The 15703-nt window shown below is 75.2% G+C and carries 17 protein-coding genes; 7 read left to right on the forward strand and 10 right to left on the reverse strand.

The annotated features are described in order from the left end of the window. The first annotated feature begins 37 nt into the window (after positions 1 to 37). Together ACIP4P_RS26355 and ACIP4P_RS26360 are read left to right on the forward strand one after the other, a co-directional pair. Positions 38 to 673 (forward strand): methyltransferase family protein, encoded by a 636-nt coding sequence (locus tag ACIP4P_RS26355; protein WP_400922397.1) that lies wholly within the window; start codon positions 38 to 40, stop codon positions 671 to 673. Positions 674 to 986: 313 nt separating this feature from the next. Beyond that, the gene (locus ACIP4P_RS26360) at positions 987 to 1631 is read left to right on the forward strand and encodes a hypothetical protein (RefSeq protein WP_350517814.1); all 645 of its coding nucleotides are present in this window, start codon (positions 987 to 989) and stop codon (positions 1629 to 1631) included. 75 nt (positions 1632 to 1706) lie between these two features. On the opposite strand, the gene ACIP4P_RS26365 is transcribed toward ACIP4P_RS26360, so the two are convergent. The 3 genes from ACIP4P_RS26365 to ACIP4P_RS26375 form a co-directional block, all read right to left on the reverse strand. Beyond that, the gene (locus ACIP4P_RS26365; RefSeq protein WP_400922400.1) at positions 1707 to 2342 is read right to left on the reverse strand and encodes a flavin reductase family protein; all 636 of its coding nucleotides are present in this window, start codon (positions 2340 to 2342) and stop codon (positions 1707 to 1709) included. Positions 2343 to 2486: 144 nt separating this feature from the next. Beyond that, positions 2487 to 3182 (reverse strand): carbonic anhydrase, encoded by a 696-nt coding sequence (locus ACIP4P_RS26370; RefSeq protein ID WP_400922402.1) that lies wholly within the window; start codon positions 3180 to 3182, stop codon positions 2487 to 2489. Between the two features lie 73 nt (positions 3183 to 3255). Next, on the reverse strand, positions 3256 to 4365 hold the full coding sequence (locus tag ACIP4P_RS26375) for a PP2C family protein-serine/threonine phosphatase (RefSeq protein ID WP_400922404.1): 1110 nt from the start codon (positions 4363 to 4365) through the stop codon (positions 3256 to 3258). 112 nt (positions 4366 to 4477) lie between these two features. Here ACIP4P_RS26375 and ACIP4P_RS26380 point away from each other — a divergent pair, with 112 nt between their 5' ends. Together ACIP4P_RS26380 and ACIP4P_RS26385 are read left to right on the forward strand one after the other, a co-directional pair. Continuing rightward, positions 4478 to 4885, forward strand: a complete 408-nt coding sequence (locus tag ACIP4P_RS26380) for a helix-turn-helix transcriptional regulator (protein ID WP_350517810.1) — start codon at positions 4478 to 4480, stop codon at positions 4883 to 4885. Positions 4886 to 4912: 27 nt separating this feature from the next. Next, a complete protein-coding gene (locus tag ACIP4P_RS26385) occupies positions 4913 to 5329 on the forward strand; it encodes a VOC family protein (RefSeq protein ID WP_400922407.1) in 417 nt (138 codons plus the stop codon). 20 nt (positions 5330 to 5349) lie between these two features. Here ACIP4P_RS26385 and ACIP4P_RS26390 read toward each other — a convergent pair whose 3' ends face one another. The 6 genes from ACIP4P_RS26390 to ACIP4P_RS26415 form a co-directional block, all read right to left on the reverse strand. Next, positions 5350 to 5547, reverse strand: coding sequence for a hypothetical protein (locus ACIP4P_RS26390; RefSeq protein WP_400922409.1), 198 nt, complete (start codon positions 5545 to 5547; stop codon positions 5350 to 5352). Continuing rightward, positions 5544 to 6314, reverse strand: a complete 771-nt coding sequence (locus tag ACIP4P_RS26395; RefSeq protein ID WP_400922411.1) for a MerR family transcriptional regulator — start codon at positions 6312 to 6314, stop codon at positions 5544 to 5546. The genes ACIP4P_RS26390 and ACIP4P_RS26395 overlap by 4 nt, the downstream gene beginning before the upstream one ends. A 46-nt stretch (positions 6315 to 6360) precedes the next feature. Continuing rightward, positions 6361 to 7584, reverse strand: a complete 1224-nt coding sequence (locus tag ACIP4P_RS26400) for an FAD-dependent monooxygenase (protein WP_400922413.1) — start codon at positions 7582 to 7584, stop codon at positions 6361 to 6363. A 251-nt stretch (positions 7585 to 7835) separates the two neighbouring features. Then, entirely contained in the window at positions 7836 to 8726 is an 891-nt protein-coding gene (locus ACIP4P_RS26405; protein ID WP_400922415.1) for a BPL-N domain-containing protein, read from the reverse strand. 251 nt (positions 8727 to 8977) lie between these two features. After that, positions 8978 to 9928, reverse strand: coding sequence for a CAP domain-containing protein (locus tag ACIP4P_RS26410; protein ID WP_400922417.1), 951 nt, complete (start codon positions 9926 to 9928; stop codon positions 8978 to 8980). Between the two features lie 160 nt (positions 9929 to 10088). Then, a complete protein-coding gene (locus tag ACIP4P_RS26415; RefSeq protein WP_400922419.1) occupies positions 10089 to 10880 on the reverse strand; it encodes an NAD(P)-dependent oxidoreductase in 792 nt (263 codons plus the stop codon). Positions 10881 to 10945: 65 nt separating this feature from the next. Between ACIP4P_RS26415 and ACIP4P_RS26420 the strand changes: the two genes are divergently transcribed. The 3 genes from ACIP4P_RS26420 to ACIP4P_RS26430 all read left to right on the forward strand — a co-directional run bounded on the left by ACIP4P_RS26420 (position 10946) and on the right by ACIP4P_RS26430 (position 14126). After that, the gene (locus ACIP4P_RS26420; protein WP_400922420.1) at positions 10946 to 11845 is read left to right on the forward strand and encodes a LysR family transcriptional regulator; all 900 of its coding nucleotides are present in this window, start codon (positions 10946 to 10948) and stop codon (positions 11843 to 11845) included. A gap of 163 nt (positions 11846 to 12008) precedes the next feature. Next, positions 12009 to 13229, forward strand: coding sequence for an RNA-guided endonuclease InsQ/TnpB family protein (locus ACIP4P_RS26425; RefSeq protein WP_400922422.1), 1221 nt, complete (start codon positions 12009 to 12011; stop codon positions 13227 to 13229). Positions 13230 to 13562: 333 nt separating this feature from the next. Further along, entirely contained in the window at positions 13563 to 14126 is a 564-nt protein-coding gene (locus ACIP4P_RS26430) for a DinB family protein (RefSeq protein WP_400922424.1), read from the forward strand. A gap of 71 nt (positions 14127 to 14197) precedes the next feature. Here the strand turns inward: ACIP4P_RS26430 and ACIP4P_RS26435 are convergent, their stop codons facing one another. After that, the gene (locus ACIP4P_RS26435; RefSeq protein ID WP_400922426.1) at positions 14198 to 15691 is read right to left on the reverse strand and encodes an alpha/beta hydrolase; all 1494 of its coding nucleotides are present in this window, start codon (positions 15689 to 15691) and stop codon (positions 14198 to 14200) included. Positions 15692 to 15703 lie beyond the last annotated feature (12 nt).

Here is a 15703-nt window from a genome sequence, read left to right on the forward strand (position 1 = left end):
CCGCTTCGTTTTGCCCGCGCTTGGCAGGACGGCGGGCATGATCACGGCAACTGTGAAGACCGCGGCCGCCGCCGGGGCGCCGGACCGTACCGTGGGAGGTGTGCAGTACCGGCCGGGTGCGGAGTTCCACGCGCTGGTGGTGGCGACCGCGGTGGTGTGGCTGGTCGCGGAGGCGCGGCAGTCGCGCCGCCGGCGGCCGCAGGCCCGCGCGGCCGCGCACGGCGGTGCCGGGGTGCTGCAGCTCCTGGGGGCGGCCGGGTTCGGCGCCGCCTACGCGCTGGCGGCCGGGGTGCCGCAGGCCGATCTCGGGCGCGGCTGGGCCTGGGCCGGGCTGGCGCTGTGGTGGTGCGGCCTGGCGCTGCGCGGCTGGTCCTTCCACACGCTGGGCCGGTACTTCACCTTCACCGTGCGCACCAGCGCCGACCAGCCGGTGATCGACACCGGCCCCTACCGCCACGTCCGCCATCCGAGCTACACCGGGCTGCTGCTCGCCGTCGCCGGAGTGGGCCTGGTGATCGGCAACTGGCTCGCGCTGCTCGCCCTGCTCGCGGCCGTCACCGTCGCGGTGGTGTACCGGATCCGGGTGGAGGAGCGCGCCCTGCTGCGCGACCTCGGCGAGCGCTACCGCTCCTACGCGCGCACCCGCAAACGCCTGGTTCCGGGCCTGTGGTGACGGGGCGTCCGAACGCGCCGGGCGGGTGACAGGGGCCGGGGCCGCCACCGGCACGATCAGGACGGGCGGCGGCCCCGGCCCCGGTCCGTGTTCCGTACGGGCGGGGCATCGACCGCGGAAGCCCGTACGGCTGCGGTCGGCACCCATTGGACGACTTCAACAGGACTTGAAGTCAAGCCCCGGTGCCCGGATGCCGTTCCCGTCCCGTTTCGCCCACCCGCCCGTCGGCCCCCGACAGGAAACCGGACACCCGCGCGGGGTAGCCTCGCTCCCGGCGGGGGCCGAGCAGGCGGAACGGGACAGGGGCGGACGGATGGCGCAGCAGCAGCGGGGCTACTGGCGGGACTCGGACGGCACGGTCGTCGCCGTCAGCCAGGCCCACATCGTGTGGACCAGGGCGGCCTACCCCGCCCTGGTGGACGTGGCGCGCCGCTACCACGCGGTGATCACCTACGCCGACCTCGCCGAGGCCGTCCAGCAGGCCTCCGGGGTGCGCACCAGCGTCAACCAGCGGCACTGGATCGGCAAGGTGCTGGCCCTGGTGGTGCGCGAGGCCCACCGGCGCGGCGACCCGCCGCTGACCGCGCTGGTGGTGCACGCCACCGACGGCATGGTCGGTGCGGGCTACCAGGACGTGCTGGCGGTGGCCGGGCAGCCGCCGATCCTGGACGAGATGGACCGCGAGCAGCACGCCGCCGCCGCCCGGCTGGCCTGTTACCGGCACTTCGGCGCCGACCTGCCCGAGGACGGCGGCATCCCGGCGCTGGCGCCGCGGCTGACGACCACGGTCACCCGCCGCAAGGCCGCCGCCGCCACCGGCTCCACCGGCGCCAGGAGCGCCGCCAAGACCTCCGCCACCGCGGCGGCGGAGCGCCCGCCGGCGATCTGCCCGACCTGCTTCCTCCAGCTGCCCGCGACCCGGGTGTGCGACTCCTGCGGGGAGACCATCCCGGCCTGACGCCCCTTCGAGCCGTCCGCCGGACCGCGTCCGTCTGACCGGGTCCGTCGGGCAGCGTCCGTCGGGCAGCGGCCGTCAGACCGCGGCCGGCAGCCGGCCGGGCATCCGCCAGCCCTCGGCCAGCCGCGAGGGGGTCAGCCGCCGGCCCTCGCCGAAGAACTCGCAGAACTTCATGATCAGCGGGTCCCAGCCGACCGGGTCCACGTAGTGGTCGCTGCCCGGCACCAGCAGGCGCTCGTCCACGTGCGCGCGCACCACGGTGACCTCGAAGGCGGTGCACCCCTCGTTGCCCGCCAGCGGCCGGGCCTCCTCCAGCCGGCACTCCAGCTGCACCGGGCACTCGGCCGCGCGCGGCGCCCGCACCAGCTCCCCGGGCAGCTCGGTCATCCCGGCGGCGCCGAACTTGTCCCGCTCGTAGCGGTAGCCCTGCGCGCGCCGGTACTCGGCGATCCGCGGATTGGCGGTCAGCAGCGCGAGCCGGTCGACCGCGTCGACCTGCGCCGCCGAGGGCAGGTTGAGCACGCACTCGCCCTCGCGGCGCAGGTTGACCGAGGTCTGGGAGCTGTTGCCCAGGCCCAGCACGCAGGTGTGGCCCAGCCACCAGGCCGAGGACATCGGCATCAGATTGGCGCCGCCGTCCTCGTTGCGCGAGCCGATCAGCACCACCGGGGTGCCGAAGTAGAGGACCTTGAGATCGGTGACCTTGTGCACGGGAGGAGCCGTCCTTGCGGGTTGGTGAGCCGGGTCGATCCGCTGTCGGCCACCGACTCTGCCCCCGCCCGCGCACCGGCGCTGGCGGGGATCGGACGTCCAGTTCCCGCCCCCGGGCCCTCGTCAGGTCCCGCGCCCGGGGCCTCAGTCCAGGCCGGGGTGCGCCACACCGCGGACGGCGACGGTACGGGCCTGGCCGTCGCGCAGCCGGTAGGACAGGCCCACCACCGCGACCCGCCCCTCCGCGACCCGGGCGGCCAGCAGCTGGGAGCGCTCCACCAGCAGGTCCACGGTCTGGCGGATGTGCTCGTCCACGATCGCGTCCGGGTCCTCGATGCCCGCCGCCCGCGCCGACAGCACGCTCGGCGTCACCCGCTCCACCACGTCCCGCACGAAGCCGCCCGGCAGCCGGCCCTGCTCCAGCGAGTCCAGGGCCGCCGCCACCGCGCCGCAGGAGTCGTGGCCGAGCACCACCACCAGCGGGCAGTCCAGCACCGCCACCCCGTACTCGATGCTGCCCAGCGCCTCCGCGCCGGTCACGTGCCCGGCGGTGCGCACCACGAACAGGTCGCCCAGACCCCGGTCGAAGATGATCTCGGCGGCCAGCCGGGAGTCCGAACAGCCGAACAGCACCGCGAACGGCTTCTGCGCCGGGGCCAGCGCCGCCCGCCGCCCCGCGTCCTGGTTGGGGTGCTCGGGGCTGCCCTCGACGAACCGGACGTTGCCCTCCAGCAGCACCCGCAGGGCCTCGGCGGGGTCGGAGATCGGGTCGGACACCGGGTCGGGGGCCGGGCCGGATATCGGGTCGGGGGTCGGGCCGGATATCGGAGAAGAGATCATGCGGCCACCCTAGATCGCCGCTGGTGGCGGCCGCAGCCGGGGGCCTGGCGGCCGCAGCCGGGGCCGACCGCGCTCAGGGGCCGCCCGCCCGGCGCAGGGCCAGCACGGTGACGTCGTCACGGCTGCGCCCGCCGCTCCACCGCCGGGCCCGCCCGTCCAGGGCCTCCGGCAGGGCCTCGGCCCCCGCGCCCGCCAGCTCGGCCAGGCCGCGTTCGGCCGGGTAGAAGGCGCCGGAGGCGTCCTGGGCCTCGGTGATCCCGTCGGTCAGCAGCACCAGCACCCCGTCCGCGGGCAGCACGAAGCACCCCACCGCGCGCGGCTCGCCGACCAGGTCCGCCAGACCCAGCGGGACCCCGGCGGGCAGCTCGACCGCCTCCACCCGGCCGTCGGCGTGCAGCAGGCACGGCGCGAGGTGACCGCAGTCCACCGCCCGCACCCGGGTCCGCCCGTCCCGGTCCCGCCGGACGCACAGCACCGTCGCGGTGACGAACCGCTCCGGCTCCCCGCCCTGTGCCGCGTAGGCGTTGTGCCGCCCCACCGCCGCCTCCAGCGCGTCCGCCACGGCCGTCAGCTCCGCCTCCCGGAACGCCGCCTCCCGGAAGGCGCTCAGCACCGCGAAGCCCGTGCCGATCGCCCGCAGGCCCTTGCCCTGCACGTCGCCCACCAGCACCCGGGTGCCGAACGGGGTGTCCGCCACGTCGTACAGGTCCCCGCCGATCAGGGTGTCCTCCTCCACCGGCCGGTACAGCCCGAACAGCTCCAGCTCCGCCGTGCGTACCGGCAGCGGGCGCAGCAGCTGGCGCTGCAGGGCCACCGCGCTCTGGCGCATCCGGAACAGCCGCCGCTCGCGCCGCACCCGCCGGGCGCACAGCGCGATGACGACGGCCTCGGCGGTCACCACCCCCAGCAGGGTGCCCAGCCGGGCCGGCAGGTCGGCGGGCGGGTACAGCGCCGAGTGCACCGCCACCACCGCCGTCACCCACACCGAGGCCGCCACCGTCTGCGCCACCGTGCCCAGACCCGCCAGCAGCGCGGGCACGAACACCAGCAGCAGCACCAGCCGCGAACCCGCGCCGCTGGCCGCCTGCGCCAGCAGCACCGGCACGGTGGCGGCCAGCACCCCCAGCGCCACCGCCCGGTTGCCGGGCGCGCGCGGGGCGGACGGTTCGTCGTCGGAGGCCACCCTCCAGGGTGGTCGGCCCCGCCCGGCCGGCGCGAGCGGGCCGCCGCCGGGCGGGGGAGGACGGTCACCGGGCGGGGCAGGCCTGTCGGCGGCGCTCGGTACGGTTGCCGGTATGCCCACCCGAGTGCCCCTCGACGACCTCGTCCGGCTGCGCCGGGCCCGCGACCGGATGGACCGCGACTACGACCAGCCGCTGGACGTGCCCGCGCTGGCCGCCACCGCCCTGATGTCCCCGGGCCACTTCTCCCGCAGCTTCCGCACCGCCTACGGGGAGACCCCGTACAGCTACCTCATGACCCGCCGGATCGAACGGGCCAAGGCCCTGCTGCGGCGCGGCGACCTGAGCGTCACCGACGTCTGCATGGCGGTCGGCTGCACCTCGCTGGGCTCCTTCAGCACCCGCTTCACCGAACTCGTCGGCGAGAGCCCCAGCGCCTACCGCGCCCGCGACCACGCCGACGGCGAACCGATCCCCGCCTGCGTCGCCAAGATCCGCACCCGCCCGGTCCGGCGGACGTGAGGGCTGGTTCCCGCTAGTTTGACGGGCATGAGCATCGAACTCGCGCAGTGCTTCATCGCCGTCGACGACCACGACCGGGCGCTCGCCTTCTACCGCGACGTCCTCGGCTTCGAGGTCCGCAACGACGTCGGCTTCGAGGGGATGCGCTGGGTCACCGTCGGCTCGCCCGACCAGCCCGGCGTCGAGATCGTCCTGGAACCCCCGCTGGCCGACCCGCACGCCTCCGAGGACGACCGCCTCGCCGCCGCCGAACTCCTCGCCAAGGGCCTGCTGCGCGGCGTCATCTTCCGCACCGACGACTGCGACGCCACCTTCGAGCGCATCCGCGCCGCCGGCGCCGAGGTCCTCCAGGAACCGATGGACCAGCCCTACGGCGTCCGCGACTGCGCCTTCCGCGACCCGGCGGGCAACATGCTGCGCTTCAACCAGCCGCGCACCGCGTAGGCCCGGTCCGGCCGGGGCGCTCAGGGGTGGTTCGCCCCGCGGCCGAGGCGGTGGAAGACCAGGCAGGCCTGGAGGGCCTGGGCCAGGGCCACGGCGGGCAGGACGGACCAGGGCAGCAGGCCGGCCAGGGCCAGCGGCGGCAGCGCCAGAGCGGCCACGGCCAGGACCGGCAGGGTGCTCGACAGGCCGACGCGCAGGCGGACACGGCGGGGGATCACGACGCGGCCCGCCGGGCGTGGTCGAGGAAGGCGCGCAGGTCGGCCCAGGCGTCGGCGGGGGCCTGGGGGTCGCCGGACAGGGCGGCCGGGTCCTCGCGCCAGGCGGTGCGTACGGCGGCGGACAGGGTGGCGTCCCCGCCGGAGAAGAGCCGGGAGAGCTCGTCCAGGCGCTCCACCACGCGCCGCACCCGGGGGTCGGCGGGGTCGGTGCCGGTGCGGCGCAGCTCCTCGGCGCGGCGGTAGAGCTGGGGCCACTCGACCTCCAGCAGGTAGTGGGCGGCCGGGCCGAGCGCGGCGGCGTGGTCGGCGAGGGCGTGCAGCTGGTCGTCGTCGAGGTGGCGGCGCAGCGCCTGGTCGGCGGCCGGGCCGGTGGCGCCGACGGCCCGCAGCAGGCGCAGCAGGTCGGCGGTGCCGGGTTCGCGTTCGGCGGCCAGATCGGTGTGCAGCCGGGCGAGGCGCTCGCGCAGGTCGTGCAGCGCGGCCAGCGAGGCGTCGGTGGCGGCCAGGTGCTCGCGCACCAGCCGCAGCGGGTCGACGCCGGCGTCCAGGCAGGTGGCGACGGTCTCCAGCCCCAGGCCCAGGCGGCGCAGCGCGAGGATCTGGTACAGCCGTACGACGTCCTGCTCGGTGTAGGCGCGGTGGCCGGAGGCGGTGCGCCGGGAGGGGGTCAGCAGGCCGATCTGGTCCCAGTGGTGCAGGGTGCGTACGGTCAGTCCGCTCGCCTCGGCGAGCGGGCCGACCTTCCAGGTCTGTTCTTCGGTGGGCATGGCACCAGGATTCCTCCTGACGCGGCGTGAGGTTCAAGTCCCCTGCTCAGCGGTGGGCGGGCAGTGGGTAGTCGGGCAGGACGATGTCGCCGGCCTTGGCGAACTGGGCGGCCAGGATCGGGCGCAGCGGCCAGCGGCCCATCCAGCGCATGGAGGCCGCGCGCAGGCGGATCATCAGGGCGCTGTCCGGGGCGTAGCCCTGCACGCCGCCGGGCGGCAGCTCCTGGGCGCGGGCCACGTAGGGGCGCATCAGCTCCTCGTAGCGGGCGTAGGCGGTGCGGAAGTCGCCCGCGGCGGCGGCGAGTTCGCCGGCCAGCAGGTAGCCGCCGACCAGGGCGAGGCTGGTGCCCAGGCCGGTGAGCGGGCTGGGGCTGTAGCCGGCGTCGCCGAGCAGGGCCACGCGCCCGCGGCTGTAGTGGTCGAGGTGGATCTGGCCGAAGGAGTCGAAGGCGAAGTCGTCCGCGCCGGCCATCCCGGTGAGCAGTCGGTCCACCTCCCAGCCGGCGCCGGCGAAGCGCTCGGCGAGCAGTCGGCGCTGGGCGGCGCCGTCGCGCCGGTCCAGGGCCAGCGGGTCGGAGCGGAAGCTCAGCGAGGCCTTGACCTCGCCGGGCAGCCGGCCCGGCCGGGCGGAGGCGACCAGCCCGCCGGGGGCGTTGTACATCAGGAACCAGCTGTCCAACTCCCGGGCGAACGCCGGGTCGTGGACGGTGAACCAGGCGTGGTAGCCGCCGAGCGGGCGGTAGTGCGCCTCCGGCCCGCCGCCGTGGGCGAAGGCCAGCCGCCGCACCGCCGAGTGCAGCCCGTCGGCGCCGATGACCAAGCCGAAGCGGCGGGCGGGGGAGTTCTCGAAGTGGACGGTGACGCCGTCGGCGTCCTCGGCCAGCGCGGTGATCGTGTCGCCGTAGCGGTACTCGACGCCGTCGGTGGCCTCCCGGAGCAGGTCGGCGAGGTCGCCGCGCAGGATCTCGATCTCGGAGACGATGCCCTCGCCCCCGAACAGCTCCACGGGCATCCGGGCGGCGTGCCGGCCGCGGCGGTCCACCAGGGCGATGCCGCGCTGCTCCACGCACAGGGCGCGGGTGCGCTCCATCAGGCCCATCCGCTCGACGACGGTGCGTCCGGCGCCGCGCAGGTCGACGGCCTGCCCGCCGGGGCGCGGGGCGGGGGCGCGCTCGACGACGACGGGGCGGAAGCCGTGGCGGCGCAGCCAGTAGGCGAGGGCGGGGCCGGCGATGCCGGCGCCGGAGATGAGGATGTCGGTGTTCTCCATGTCCGCAACCGTACGCCGTACGCGTTGGGGCCAACAAGGCTTGTACTGCGGTTATTTGGGGGTGGCGCCCTAGTGCACTAGGGCGGGTCGGGGGCGGTTCGGGGGAGGTTCCCCGGCCCTGGCGCGGGGCTTCGCGCAGGTCGGCGGCGTCCGGTGGCGTCCGGCGGTGCACTAGTGCGTGCGACGGGGGTGCGGCGGTGTCGGAGGCGGGTCGGGGTGGGATCAGGGGCGGGTCAGGGTCAGGGTCAGGGTCAGGACGTCGGGGCGGCCGCCGCCGAGGCGGGCGGGACGGTCGAGGGGGTGGCGGCGGTGGGGGAGTCGGAGGTGCCCATCAGGGTGTGCAGCAGGTCCTCGCCCAGGCCCAGGCCGGTCTGCGACTCGTCCGGCAGGTCGTAGTCCCGGTACCACTCCGAGGGGGCCTCCGGGTGCGGGCCGCTGACCGCCACCCGCCCGGCGCCGTAGGAGGCGACCACGGCCGCGGCCCGGTCGTTGGTGTAGCGGGCCAGCACGTCGGCGTCCGGGCCGTGCACGTCGAAGTAGGGGCCGTCCTGGAAGTACATCCGCTGCGGCTGCCCGCGCCAGGAGACGTCGACCAGGTGGTCCTCCTCGTCGGTGACGGTGGCGCCGTCGGAGCTGATGTACTGCCCGGAGTCGCCCGGCAGGAGGCCGTAGCCGGGGTTGCGGCCGGCCAGGTAGCCGCCCATGCACAGGCCCAGGTAGTGCCCGCCGCCGCGCACGTAGGCGCGCACCAGCTCCGGGGAGAAGCCCGGCTCGCGCTGCAGTCCGCGCCAGGCGGTGGTCACCTCCTGCCCGTTGGTGCCGCCCGGCTGCACGTACAGCGCGACGCCGGACAGCGCGTCCGGACCCCAGTGGTCCTGCTCCTTGGGGCCGATGTAGCGCACCGCGAAGCCGTCGTGCTCCAGCATGTCGTGCGCCGCCTCCGGACAGCCGTCGCAGGCCGCCGGGCCCCGGTAGACCAGGGCCAGCGGGCGGCCGTCGGGGTCCGGTGCCGGCCTGCCCCCCTGGTCGGGCGCGGCGCTGGCACGGTCCCCGCCGCCGCTCGGGGAGGGGGCCCCGCACGCCGTCGCCGTCAGCACCACCGCCGCCAGCGCCGCTGCCGCCGCGCCCCGTCCAACCCTCATGACCTGCACTCCCGCCGCCCTCCCGGGGCCGTTCACCGTCCGTCGTCCGCCGCCACGACGCTACGTCCCTCCTGTCCCAGTACGCACACCAGCCCCCCTGATCGGGTGACGAGGCGGCGGCAGTTGACGGAACCGGCGGGGAGGGAGGGCTGCGGGGAGGGCGGCCCGGGGCGGGGTGGCCCGAGGCGGGGGCGGGGTGGGGTGGCCCGGGGCCGGGGCCGCTCCGGGCGGGGGAGCGGCCCCGGTGGACGTCAGCGGACGCCGAAGTCGGCGTTCCAGGAGGCCGAGCCCGTACGGGCCAGGCCGACCTCGGTGTAGTTGCCGTCGAGCATGATGTCCAGGTGGTGCTGGGAGTTGATCCAGCCGTCGACGGCCGCGTCGATGTTCGTCGGCCCGTAGAAGGCGATCTCGCCGAAGCCCCGCCAGCTGTAGCCGAGGCCCCGCGCGATGTCCGAGGAGTTGCAGAAGTGCCCGGAGACCCGGCGCTGGTTCATCTGGTCGGCGTTGCACTGCGCGGACTGGGACAGCGTCGCGTTGAACCGCACCGGCGCCCGGCCGTACTGGGCGCGCAGGGCGTTCACCCGGTCCAGGAAGCGCTGCTGGTCGGAGGTGACCGGGCCGGTGCCCGGGTCGGTGCCGCCGCCCGTGCCGGTGATGTCGAAGCGCTGGGACATGCTGCCGTTGCAGCCCTCGACGGTGACCTCCTGGTCGACACCGTGGTAGGTCAGGCAGCCGTTGGTCGCGGCGTTGTGCAGGTAGGTGCCGCCCTCGGCGGCGTTCTCCAGGGTCCACTGCTGGTTGTCGCCGGCCCACCAGTGGATGAACTGGGTGGACCGGTTGTCCCGGCTGTCCATCTCCAGCACGCGCTCGGTGCCGTTGACGTTGCGGACGAAGTCGACCCGGCCGCCGGGCTTGTTGGAGATCCAGAACGAGGTGGAGGCGTCCTGGTAGCCGCGGGCGATGATCCGTGAGCCCTCGCCGTCGGAGCTGGCCAGCGCGTGGTGGTCCTGGTGGTCCTGGATCGTGACCATCTGCTCGACCACGTTCGCGGCCGAGGCGGGCGCGGCGCTCGCCGGCGCCGCCAGCAGCGTGGCGCCGCTCGCGGATATCGCGGTGACGGCGAGCGCCAGGGCCGCCGGCCGGGTGCGGCGGCGGGCGCCGCCGGTGGTCGGACGGGGGGTGCGGGTGGGCGTCTGGGACACGGGCATCTCCTGCGCTCGGTGGGCCGCCCGCGGAGGTGCGGGCGGACGCAGGGCAGGACATCAGCGTCCGGTTGACAACCGATCAACGCCACGTCGACGCGGCGACCGGGCCGGGCGCGGTGAGGCCAGGCCCGGCGCGACCGGGCCCGGCCCGCGCGCGCTAACCCCGCGCCGCGCCCACCACCGCCGACAGGTCCCGCTCCGCGACCGACGGGTCCGCCAGCAGCGCCCGCCGGGCCGCCGCCAGCACCGGCCCGTCGCCCGCCAGGGCGAGGTCCTTGGCCGCCAGCCGCACCGGGAAGTCCGACTCGGTGCTGCGCGCCCGGGCCACCACCCCCGCGAGCGGCCCGGCCGCCAGCACCTCCAGCGCCTCCTCCCGCGGCACGCCCAACTCCTCTGCCACCGCGACCACTTCGCCCAGCACGGTGACCGAGGCCACGATCGCCGAGATCACCACGGTCTTCAGCGCCGCCCCCGTCCCCGGGCCGCCGCAGCGCCGGACCCGGCCCAGCCGGGCCAGCACGGGTTCGGCGCGGTCCAGGTCGGCGTCCTCGCCGCCCGCGAAGACGCCCAGGTCGCCGGTGGCCGCCGGGCCCACGCTGCCGACCACCGGGGCGTCCACCAGGCCCACCCCGTCGGGCAGTCGGGCGTGCAGCCCGGCGACGGCGCGCGGGCCGATCGAGGACATCTCGATCCACAGCGTGCCCGGGGCCAGGTGCGCGGTGAACCGCCCGGCGACGTCGGCCACGGCCCCGGGGTCGGACAGCATGGTGACGACGATGTCGGCCCCCGCCACGGCCTCGGCCGGGCTCGCGGCCTCGGTGAGGTCCCCGGCGCGGCCGGGGGAGCGGTTCCAGACGGTCAGCGGGTGGCCGGCGGCGGCCAGCCGGCGGGCCATCGGCAGGCCCATCCGGCCCAGACCCAGAAAGGCGATCTTCTCCATCTTTTCCATGGCCATCACGCTAGGCACCGAGGAGCCAGGCGACAAACGAATGTCCCGCATGATAGCCATGCGTAATGGACATGGCTTGGCTGGACGTCTTCCGCACCGTCGCGCACCTGGGTTCCTTCACCGCCGCCGGGGAGCGCCTGGGCTTCACCCAGTCCGCCGTCTCCCGCCAGATCGCCACCCTGGAAGCCGAGTTGGGCGCCCCGCTGTTCGACCGGCTGGCCCGCGGGGTGCGGCTGACCGAACACGGACGGGCCCTGCTCCCGCACGCCGAAGCCCTGCTGGAGCGCCTGGACACCACCCGGCGCGACCTGGTGGCGCTCACCGAACTCAGCGCCGGACGCCTGCGGGTGGGCGCCTTCGACAGCGCCAACGCCGCACTCGTCCCCGGCGCGCTCGCCGCCTTCCACGCCGCCCACCCGCAGGTGGAGACCACCCTCACCGAGGGGCTGACCGCCGACCTGCTGGAGCGGCTCGCCGAGGGCGCCATCGACCTCGCGGTGGTCGCCTCCTACGCCGAACGCCCCGAAGACGCCTACGACACCGAACGGTTCGACCTGCACCCGCTGCTGGACGACCCGGTCCTGGTCGCCCTGCCGCGCGGGCACCGGCTGGCCGGACGGCGCCGCCTGCGACTGGCCGAACTCGCCGACGAACCCTGGATCGCGGCCCGCCGCCACCCCGAGACCACCCTCCTCGCGGCCTGCCTGCGCAGCGGCTTCCGGCCCCGGATCGAGTACGCCGTCGCCGCCTGGACCGCCAAACTCGGCCTGGTCGCAGCCGGATTGGGACCCACCCTGATCCCCTCCCTGGCCGCCCGCGCGGTGCGCCCGGACGTCGTCCTGATCCCGCTCCACCCCCAGGACACCCCGGTGCGCCGGGTCTGCACCGCCACCCGCCGCGGCCACCGGGTGACGCCCGCGGTGACGGGCTTCCTCGGCCACCTCCGGGCGGCGGCGCGCGGCTGAACACCCCGGCGCGAGGTCAGGATCACGGGACTTCTCCCAGGAAGCCCCGGCCTTCAGGGCGGGGAGGAATGGGTCCTTGACTCGAAGCCGCGAAGCGGCGGAGTTCTCTGCGTATCGGTTCTGGCCTCTCTCGTTGTCAGTGGGGTCCGGTAGGTTTTGAGTCATGACGGCACAACAGATCGCGGGAGAGGCCGGCCATGCCCGGTGGACGTTCCGCCTGCGTGTGTCGAAGACCGCTTCCGGGCTGCTGGAAGCGGAGTGGGGCCGGTGCCGGTGGCTGTGGAACGAGTGCGTTCACATGTCCCGCAGGATTCACATGGCGAACCGGAGCGGTGCTGGGAGGCGCACGTGTGGTCCGGCCGATCTTGACAAGCTCCTCACCGAGGCCCGCGGTGCGACGGCGTGGTTGCGTGAGGGTGCGTCGGTGCCGCAGCAGCAGACGATCCGGGACTTCGCGAAGGCCCGCGCGAAGGCACTCAAAGATGTCAGGGCGCGACTGCCGCATCATCAGCGGGCGGGGATGCCCCGGCCGAGGAAGAAGCGCGCTTCGCGTCCCAGTCTGAACTACTCCCGGCGCGGTTTCCGGATCAAGGACGGACGGCTGCACCTGGCGGGTGGCATCGTCCTGACCGTGGTGTGGTCCCGCGATCTGGCTGTTGATCCGTCCTCGGTGCGCGTGTTCCAGGACGCTCTCGGGCACTGGTACTGCTCGTTCGTCGTTCCCGCCACAGTTGAGCCGCTGCCGAGGACCGGCGCGGTGGTGGGCATCGACTGGGGCGTGGGGGAGATCGCCACCACCACCAGCGACATCCACGACCTGCCACACCCTCAGCACGGGAGGACCTGCGCGCAGCGGCTCGCGCACTACCAGCGACAGATGGCCCGCAGGCGTCAGCCGAAGGGGAAGGCGCAGACGCGGGGCTATCGAAAGGCCCAGCGGCAGGCCGCCAAGGTGCATCGGAAGATCGCCGACCAGCGGATCGATACCGCCCGGAAGTGGGCCAAGTCCGTCGTCCGCGACCATGACGCCCTGGCCGTGGAGGACTTCAAGCCGAAGTTCCTGGCTAAGACCACCATGGCTCGCAAGGCCGCCGACGCGGCAATCGGCGCGACGAAGACAGCACTGATCGAGCAGGCCCGCAAGCATGCGCGAAGCGTGCACCTCGTCAACCCCGCGTACACCACGATGGATTGCGCGCACTGCGGTGTGAGAGCCAAGCACCGTCTCCCCCTGTCCGAAAGGATCTATACGTGCACCGCGTGCGGAGTCTCGTCGCCCCGCGACAAGAACTCCGCCCGCGTGATGCTCGTCCGGGCTGGTCTCAACCCGGCTGGTGTTGATCGTGGAAGCCCGCACAGTCCGATGGACGTTGCGGCAGCGTGAGCCAGGAATCCCCGTCCTTCAAGGCGGGGAGGATGTCAAGTCAGGAAGACCTCGGCCACCGACGGCCGTACGGCTCGCTAAGGTGCAGGACGGGACGTCATCCGCCCACGAAGCAGAAGGAGCCACCGGTGGACCCGACCCACGACCAGAACGGCCCGGCCCGGACGGCCACGACCCCCGCCGCCGTCTCCTTCTTCTCGCGCAGGCGCCGGCCGCCGGGCGGCCCCCGACGGCCGGGCACCCGCCGCCCGCCCGGCATCCGCCGACGCCCGAGCGGGCGTACCGGGGCTAACTCGGTGGCGGGAGCGGCCCGTTGCGGGTGAGGATGCCCGGATGACCACTGAGCGACCCGAGCGCTGGACCCAGGCCACCGTCTACCCCGACATGTGGGCCGACCCGGCCGACGACCCCCGCAACAGCGAAGGCCCCTCCCCGGACGGCGAAGCCGCCACCCTGGAGGACTACCTCACCAACTACCGCCACACCCTGCGGATGAAGTGCGAGGGCCTGGACGCCGAGCAGCTCGCCCGCCGCTCCGTCCCGCCGTCCACCATGTCCCTGCTCGGCCTGGTACGCCACCTGGCCCGCGCGGAACGGGACTGGCGCAACTGGATCACCGACGGCGAGCCGCTGCCCAAGCTCTACGGCGCGCGCGACGCCGACTTCGACGGCGCCCTGCCCGACCCCGCCCTGGTCGAGGCCGCCTGGCAGGACCTGACCCGCGAACAGGCCGCCCTGGACGCCGAGTTGGCCGCCCACCCGGACCTCGGCGAGCGCCTCGGCGCGCAGCGGCTCTCGGTCCGCGAGGTGCAGGTCCACCGCATCGAGGAGTACGCCCGCCACTGCGGCCACGCCGACCTGCTGCGCGAGTGCGTCGACGGCCGCGTCGGCCAGTAACGGGCGCCCGTGACGTGCCAGGGGGTGCGGGCCGCGCGGCCCACACCCCCCGTGTCACACGCCCGCCCGGCTCAGCAGGAGGCGTCGGCGCCCGGCAGCGTGCCGTCCGACAGGTAGGCGTCCACCGCCCGCTGGGCGCAGTCGCTGTACCCGTTGAGGACGACGGTGTGCACCCGGCCGGGGACGGTGAGCAGCCGGGAACCGGTCAGCCGGGCGTGCAGGGCCAGGGCGCCCGGGTACGGGGCGTGGGTGTCACCGGTGGCCTGGATCTGCAGCGCGGGCACCGCGTTGTGCACCCGGACGAACGGCTCCTGCGGGGCGCTGCGCCAACTCGCGCACGGGGTCGGACCGTTGAACACCGGACCGAACACCGGCTCGGCGGGCAGAGCGCGTTGGACGGCGGCGCGGTACCACCCGGGCGAGCGCGGCGCGGCGACGTCGTCGCACAGGTAGGCCATCGCGCCCGCCAGATCGGCCCCGGCGCCCGGGTCGGGGGCCAGCACGCTCGTCAGCAGCTCGTGCAGCGCCGGCGACACCTGCACCGGCTTGCCGTCGGCCGCGTCCAGCAACTGCCGCAGCACGTCCGCGTAGTCGGCGCTGTCCCGGTCGTCCCCCTGGCAGACCGAGAGCAGGAACGGCAGCAGCGCGCCGTCCAGCCGGAAGCCGTCCACCGCGATCGGCGCCGCCGAGGCCCGGCGCACCAGCCCCTCCACGGTGGCCCGCACCGCGGCCGGGTCGGCGCCCAGCCCGTACGTGCCGTTGCGCGGCGCCGCCCAGGCGGCGAAGTCGTCCAGCGCCCGCTCGTTGGCCGCGCCCATGTCCTGGAACGCCCCCACCCCGAACCGGGCCGGATCCAGCGCGCTGTCCAGCACCAGCCGGTCCACCCGCTGCGGGTACAGCTGGGCGTACACCGCGCCCAGCAGCCCGCCGTAGGACTGCCCGAAGAAGGAGGTGCGCTGCTCGCCCAGGGCCGCGCGCAGCACGTCCATGTCCCGGGCGGTGTTGCGGGTGGTCAGCTGCGGCAGCAGGTCCGGGTACTTGGCCCAGCAGGCGTCGGCGTCGGCCTTGGCCAGCCGCCAGGCCTCCGGGAAGCCGGACAGGTCGCCGCCCACCGAGCGCAGCCAACTGCCCCGGTTCAGGCCGCAGTCCAGGCCGCCGCTGGCGCCCACCCCGCGCGGGTCCATGCCGATCAGGTCGTAGCGGGCGGCCGCGGCCGGTGCCAGCCGGGCGCGCAGCGCCACCGGCAGGTCCAGCCCGCGGTTGCCCGGCCCGCCCGGGTTGGTCTGCAGGATGCCGCGCCGCCCGGCCGGGTCGGCGGCGCGGATCCGGGAGACGGCGAGCGCGAGGGTGCGGCCGTCCTGCGGGGTGCGGTAGTCCAGCGGGACGGTGAGTGTGGCGCACTGGGCGCCGGCGGCGGCCAACTGCGCATCCTGGCACGGGGACCAGGTGAGGTTCTGGTGCTGGAAACGCTCCAGCGGGTCGGGCGCGGGGGAGGCCGCGGCGGCGGCGGGAACGGCGGCCGAGGACAGGGCCAGGGCGGCGGCGAGGGCCAGGGCGGGCTTCATGCCGCCCACCCT

The sequence above is a fragment of the Kitasatospora sp. NPDC089509 genome (assembly GCF_044749365.1).
Lineage (GTDB): Bacteria > Actinomycetota > Actinomycetes > Streptomycetales > Streptomycetaceae > Kitasatospora.

Coding starts and splice junctions, on each gene's coding strand:
- ACIP4P_RS26355 (WP_400922397.1), top strand. CDS start 38: ATGATCACGGCAACTGTGAAGACCGCGGCCGCCGCCGGGGCGCCGGAC.
- ACIP4P_RS26360 (WP_350517814.1), top strand. CDS start 987: ATGGCGCAGCAGCAGCGGGGCTACTGGCGGGACTCGGACGGCACGGTC.
- ACIP4P_RS26370 (WP_400922402.1), bottom strand. CDS start 3,182: ATGATCTCTTCTCCGATATCCGGCCCGACCCCCGACCCGATATCCGGC.
- ACIP4P_RS26380 (WP_350517810.1), top strand. CDS start 4,478: ATGCCCACCCGAGTGCCCCTCGACGACCTCGTCCGGCTGCGCCGGGCC.
- ACIP4P_RS26385 (WP_400922407.1), top strand. CDS start 4,913: ATGAGCATCGAACTCGCGCAGTGCTTCATCGCCGTCGACGACCACGAC.
- ACIP4P_RS26395 (WP_400922411.1), bottom strand. CDS start 6,314: ATGCCCACCGAAGAACAGACCTGGAAGGTCGGCCCGCTCGCCGAGGCG.
- ACIP4P_RS26400 (WP_400922413.1), bottom strand. CDS start 7,584: ATGGAGAACACCGACATCCTCATCTCCGGCGCCGGCATCGCCGGCCCC.
- ACIP4P_RS26405 (WP_400922415.1), bottom strand. CDS start 8,726: ATGAGGGTTGGACGGGGCGCGGCGGCAGCGGCGCTGGCGGCGGTGGTG.
- ACIP4P_RS26415 (WP_400922419.1), bottom strand. CDS start 10,880: ATGGAAAAGATGGAGAAGATCGCCTTTCTGGGTCTGGGCCGGATGGGC.
- ACIP4P_RS26420 (WP_400922420.1), top strand. CDS start 10,946: ATGGACATGGCTTGGCTGGACGTCTTCCGCACCGTCGCGCACCTGGGT.
- ACIP4P_RS26425 (WP_400922422.1), top strand. CDS start 12,009: ATGACGGCACAACAGATCGCGGGAGAGGCCGGCCATGCCCGGTGGACG.
- ACIP4P_RS26430 (WP_400922424.1), top strand. CDS start 13,563: ATGACCACTGAGCGACCCGAGCGCTGGACCCAGGCCACCGTCTACCCC.
- ACIP4P_RS26435 (WP_400922426.1), bottom strand. CDS start 15,691: ATGAAGCCCGCCCTGGCCCTCGCCGCCGCCCTGGCCCTGTCCTCGGCC.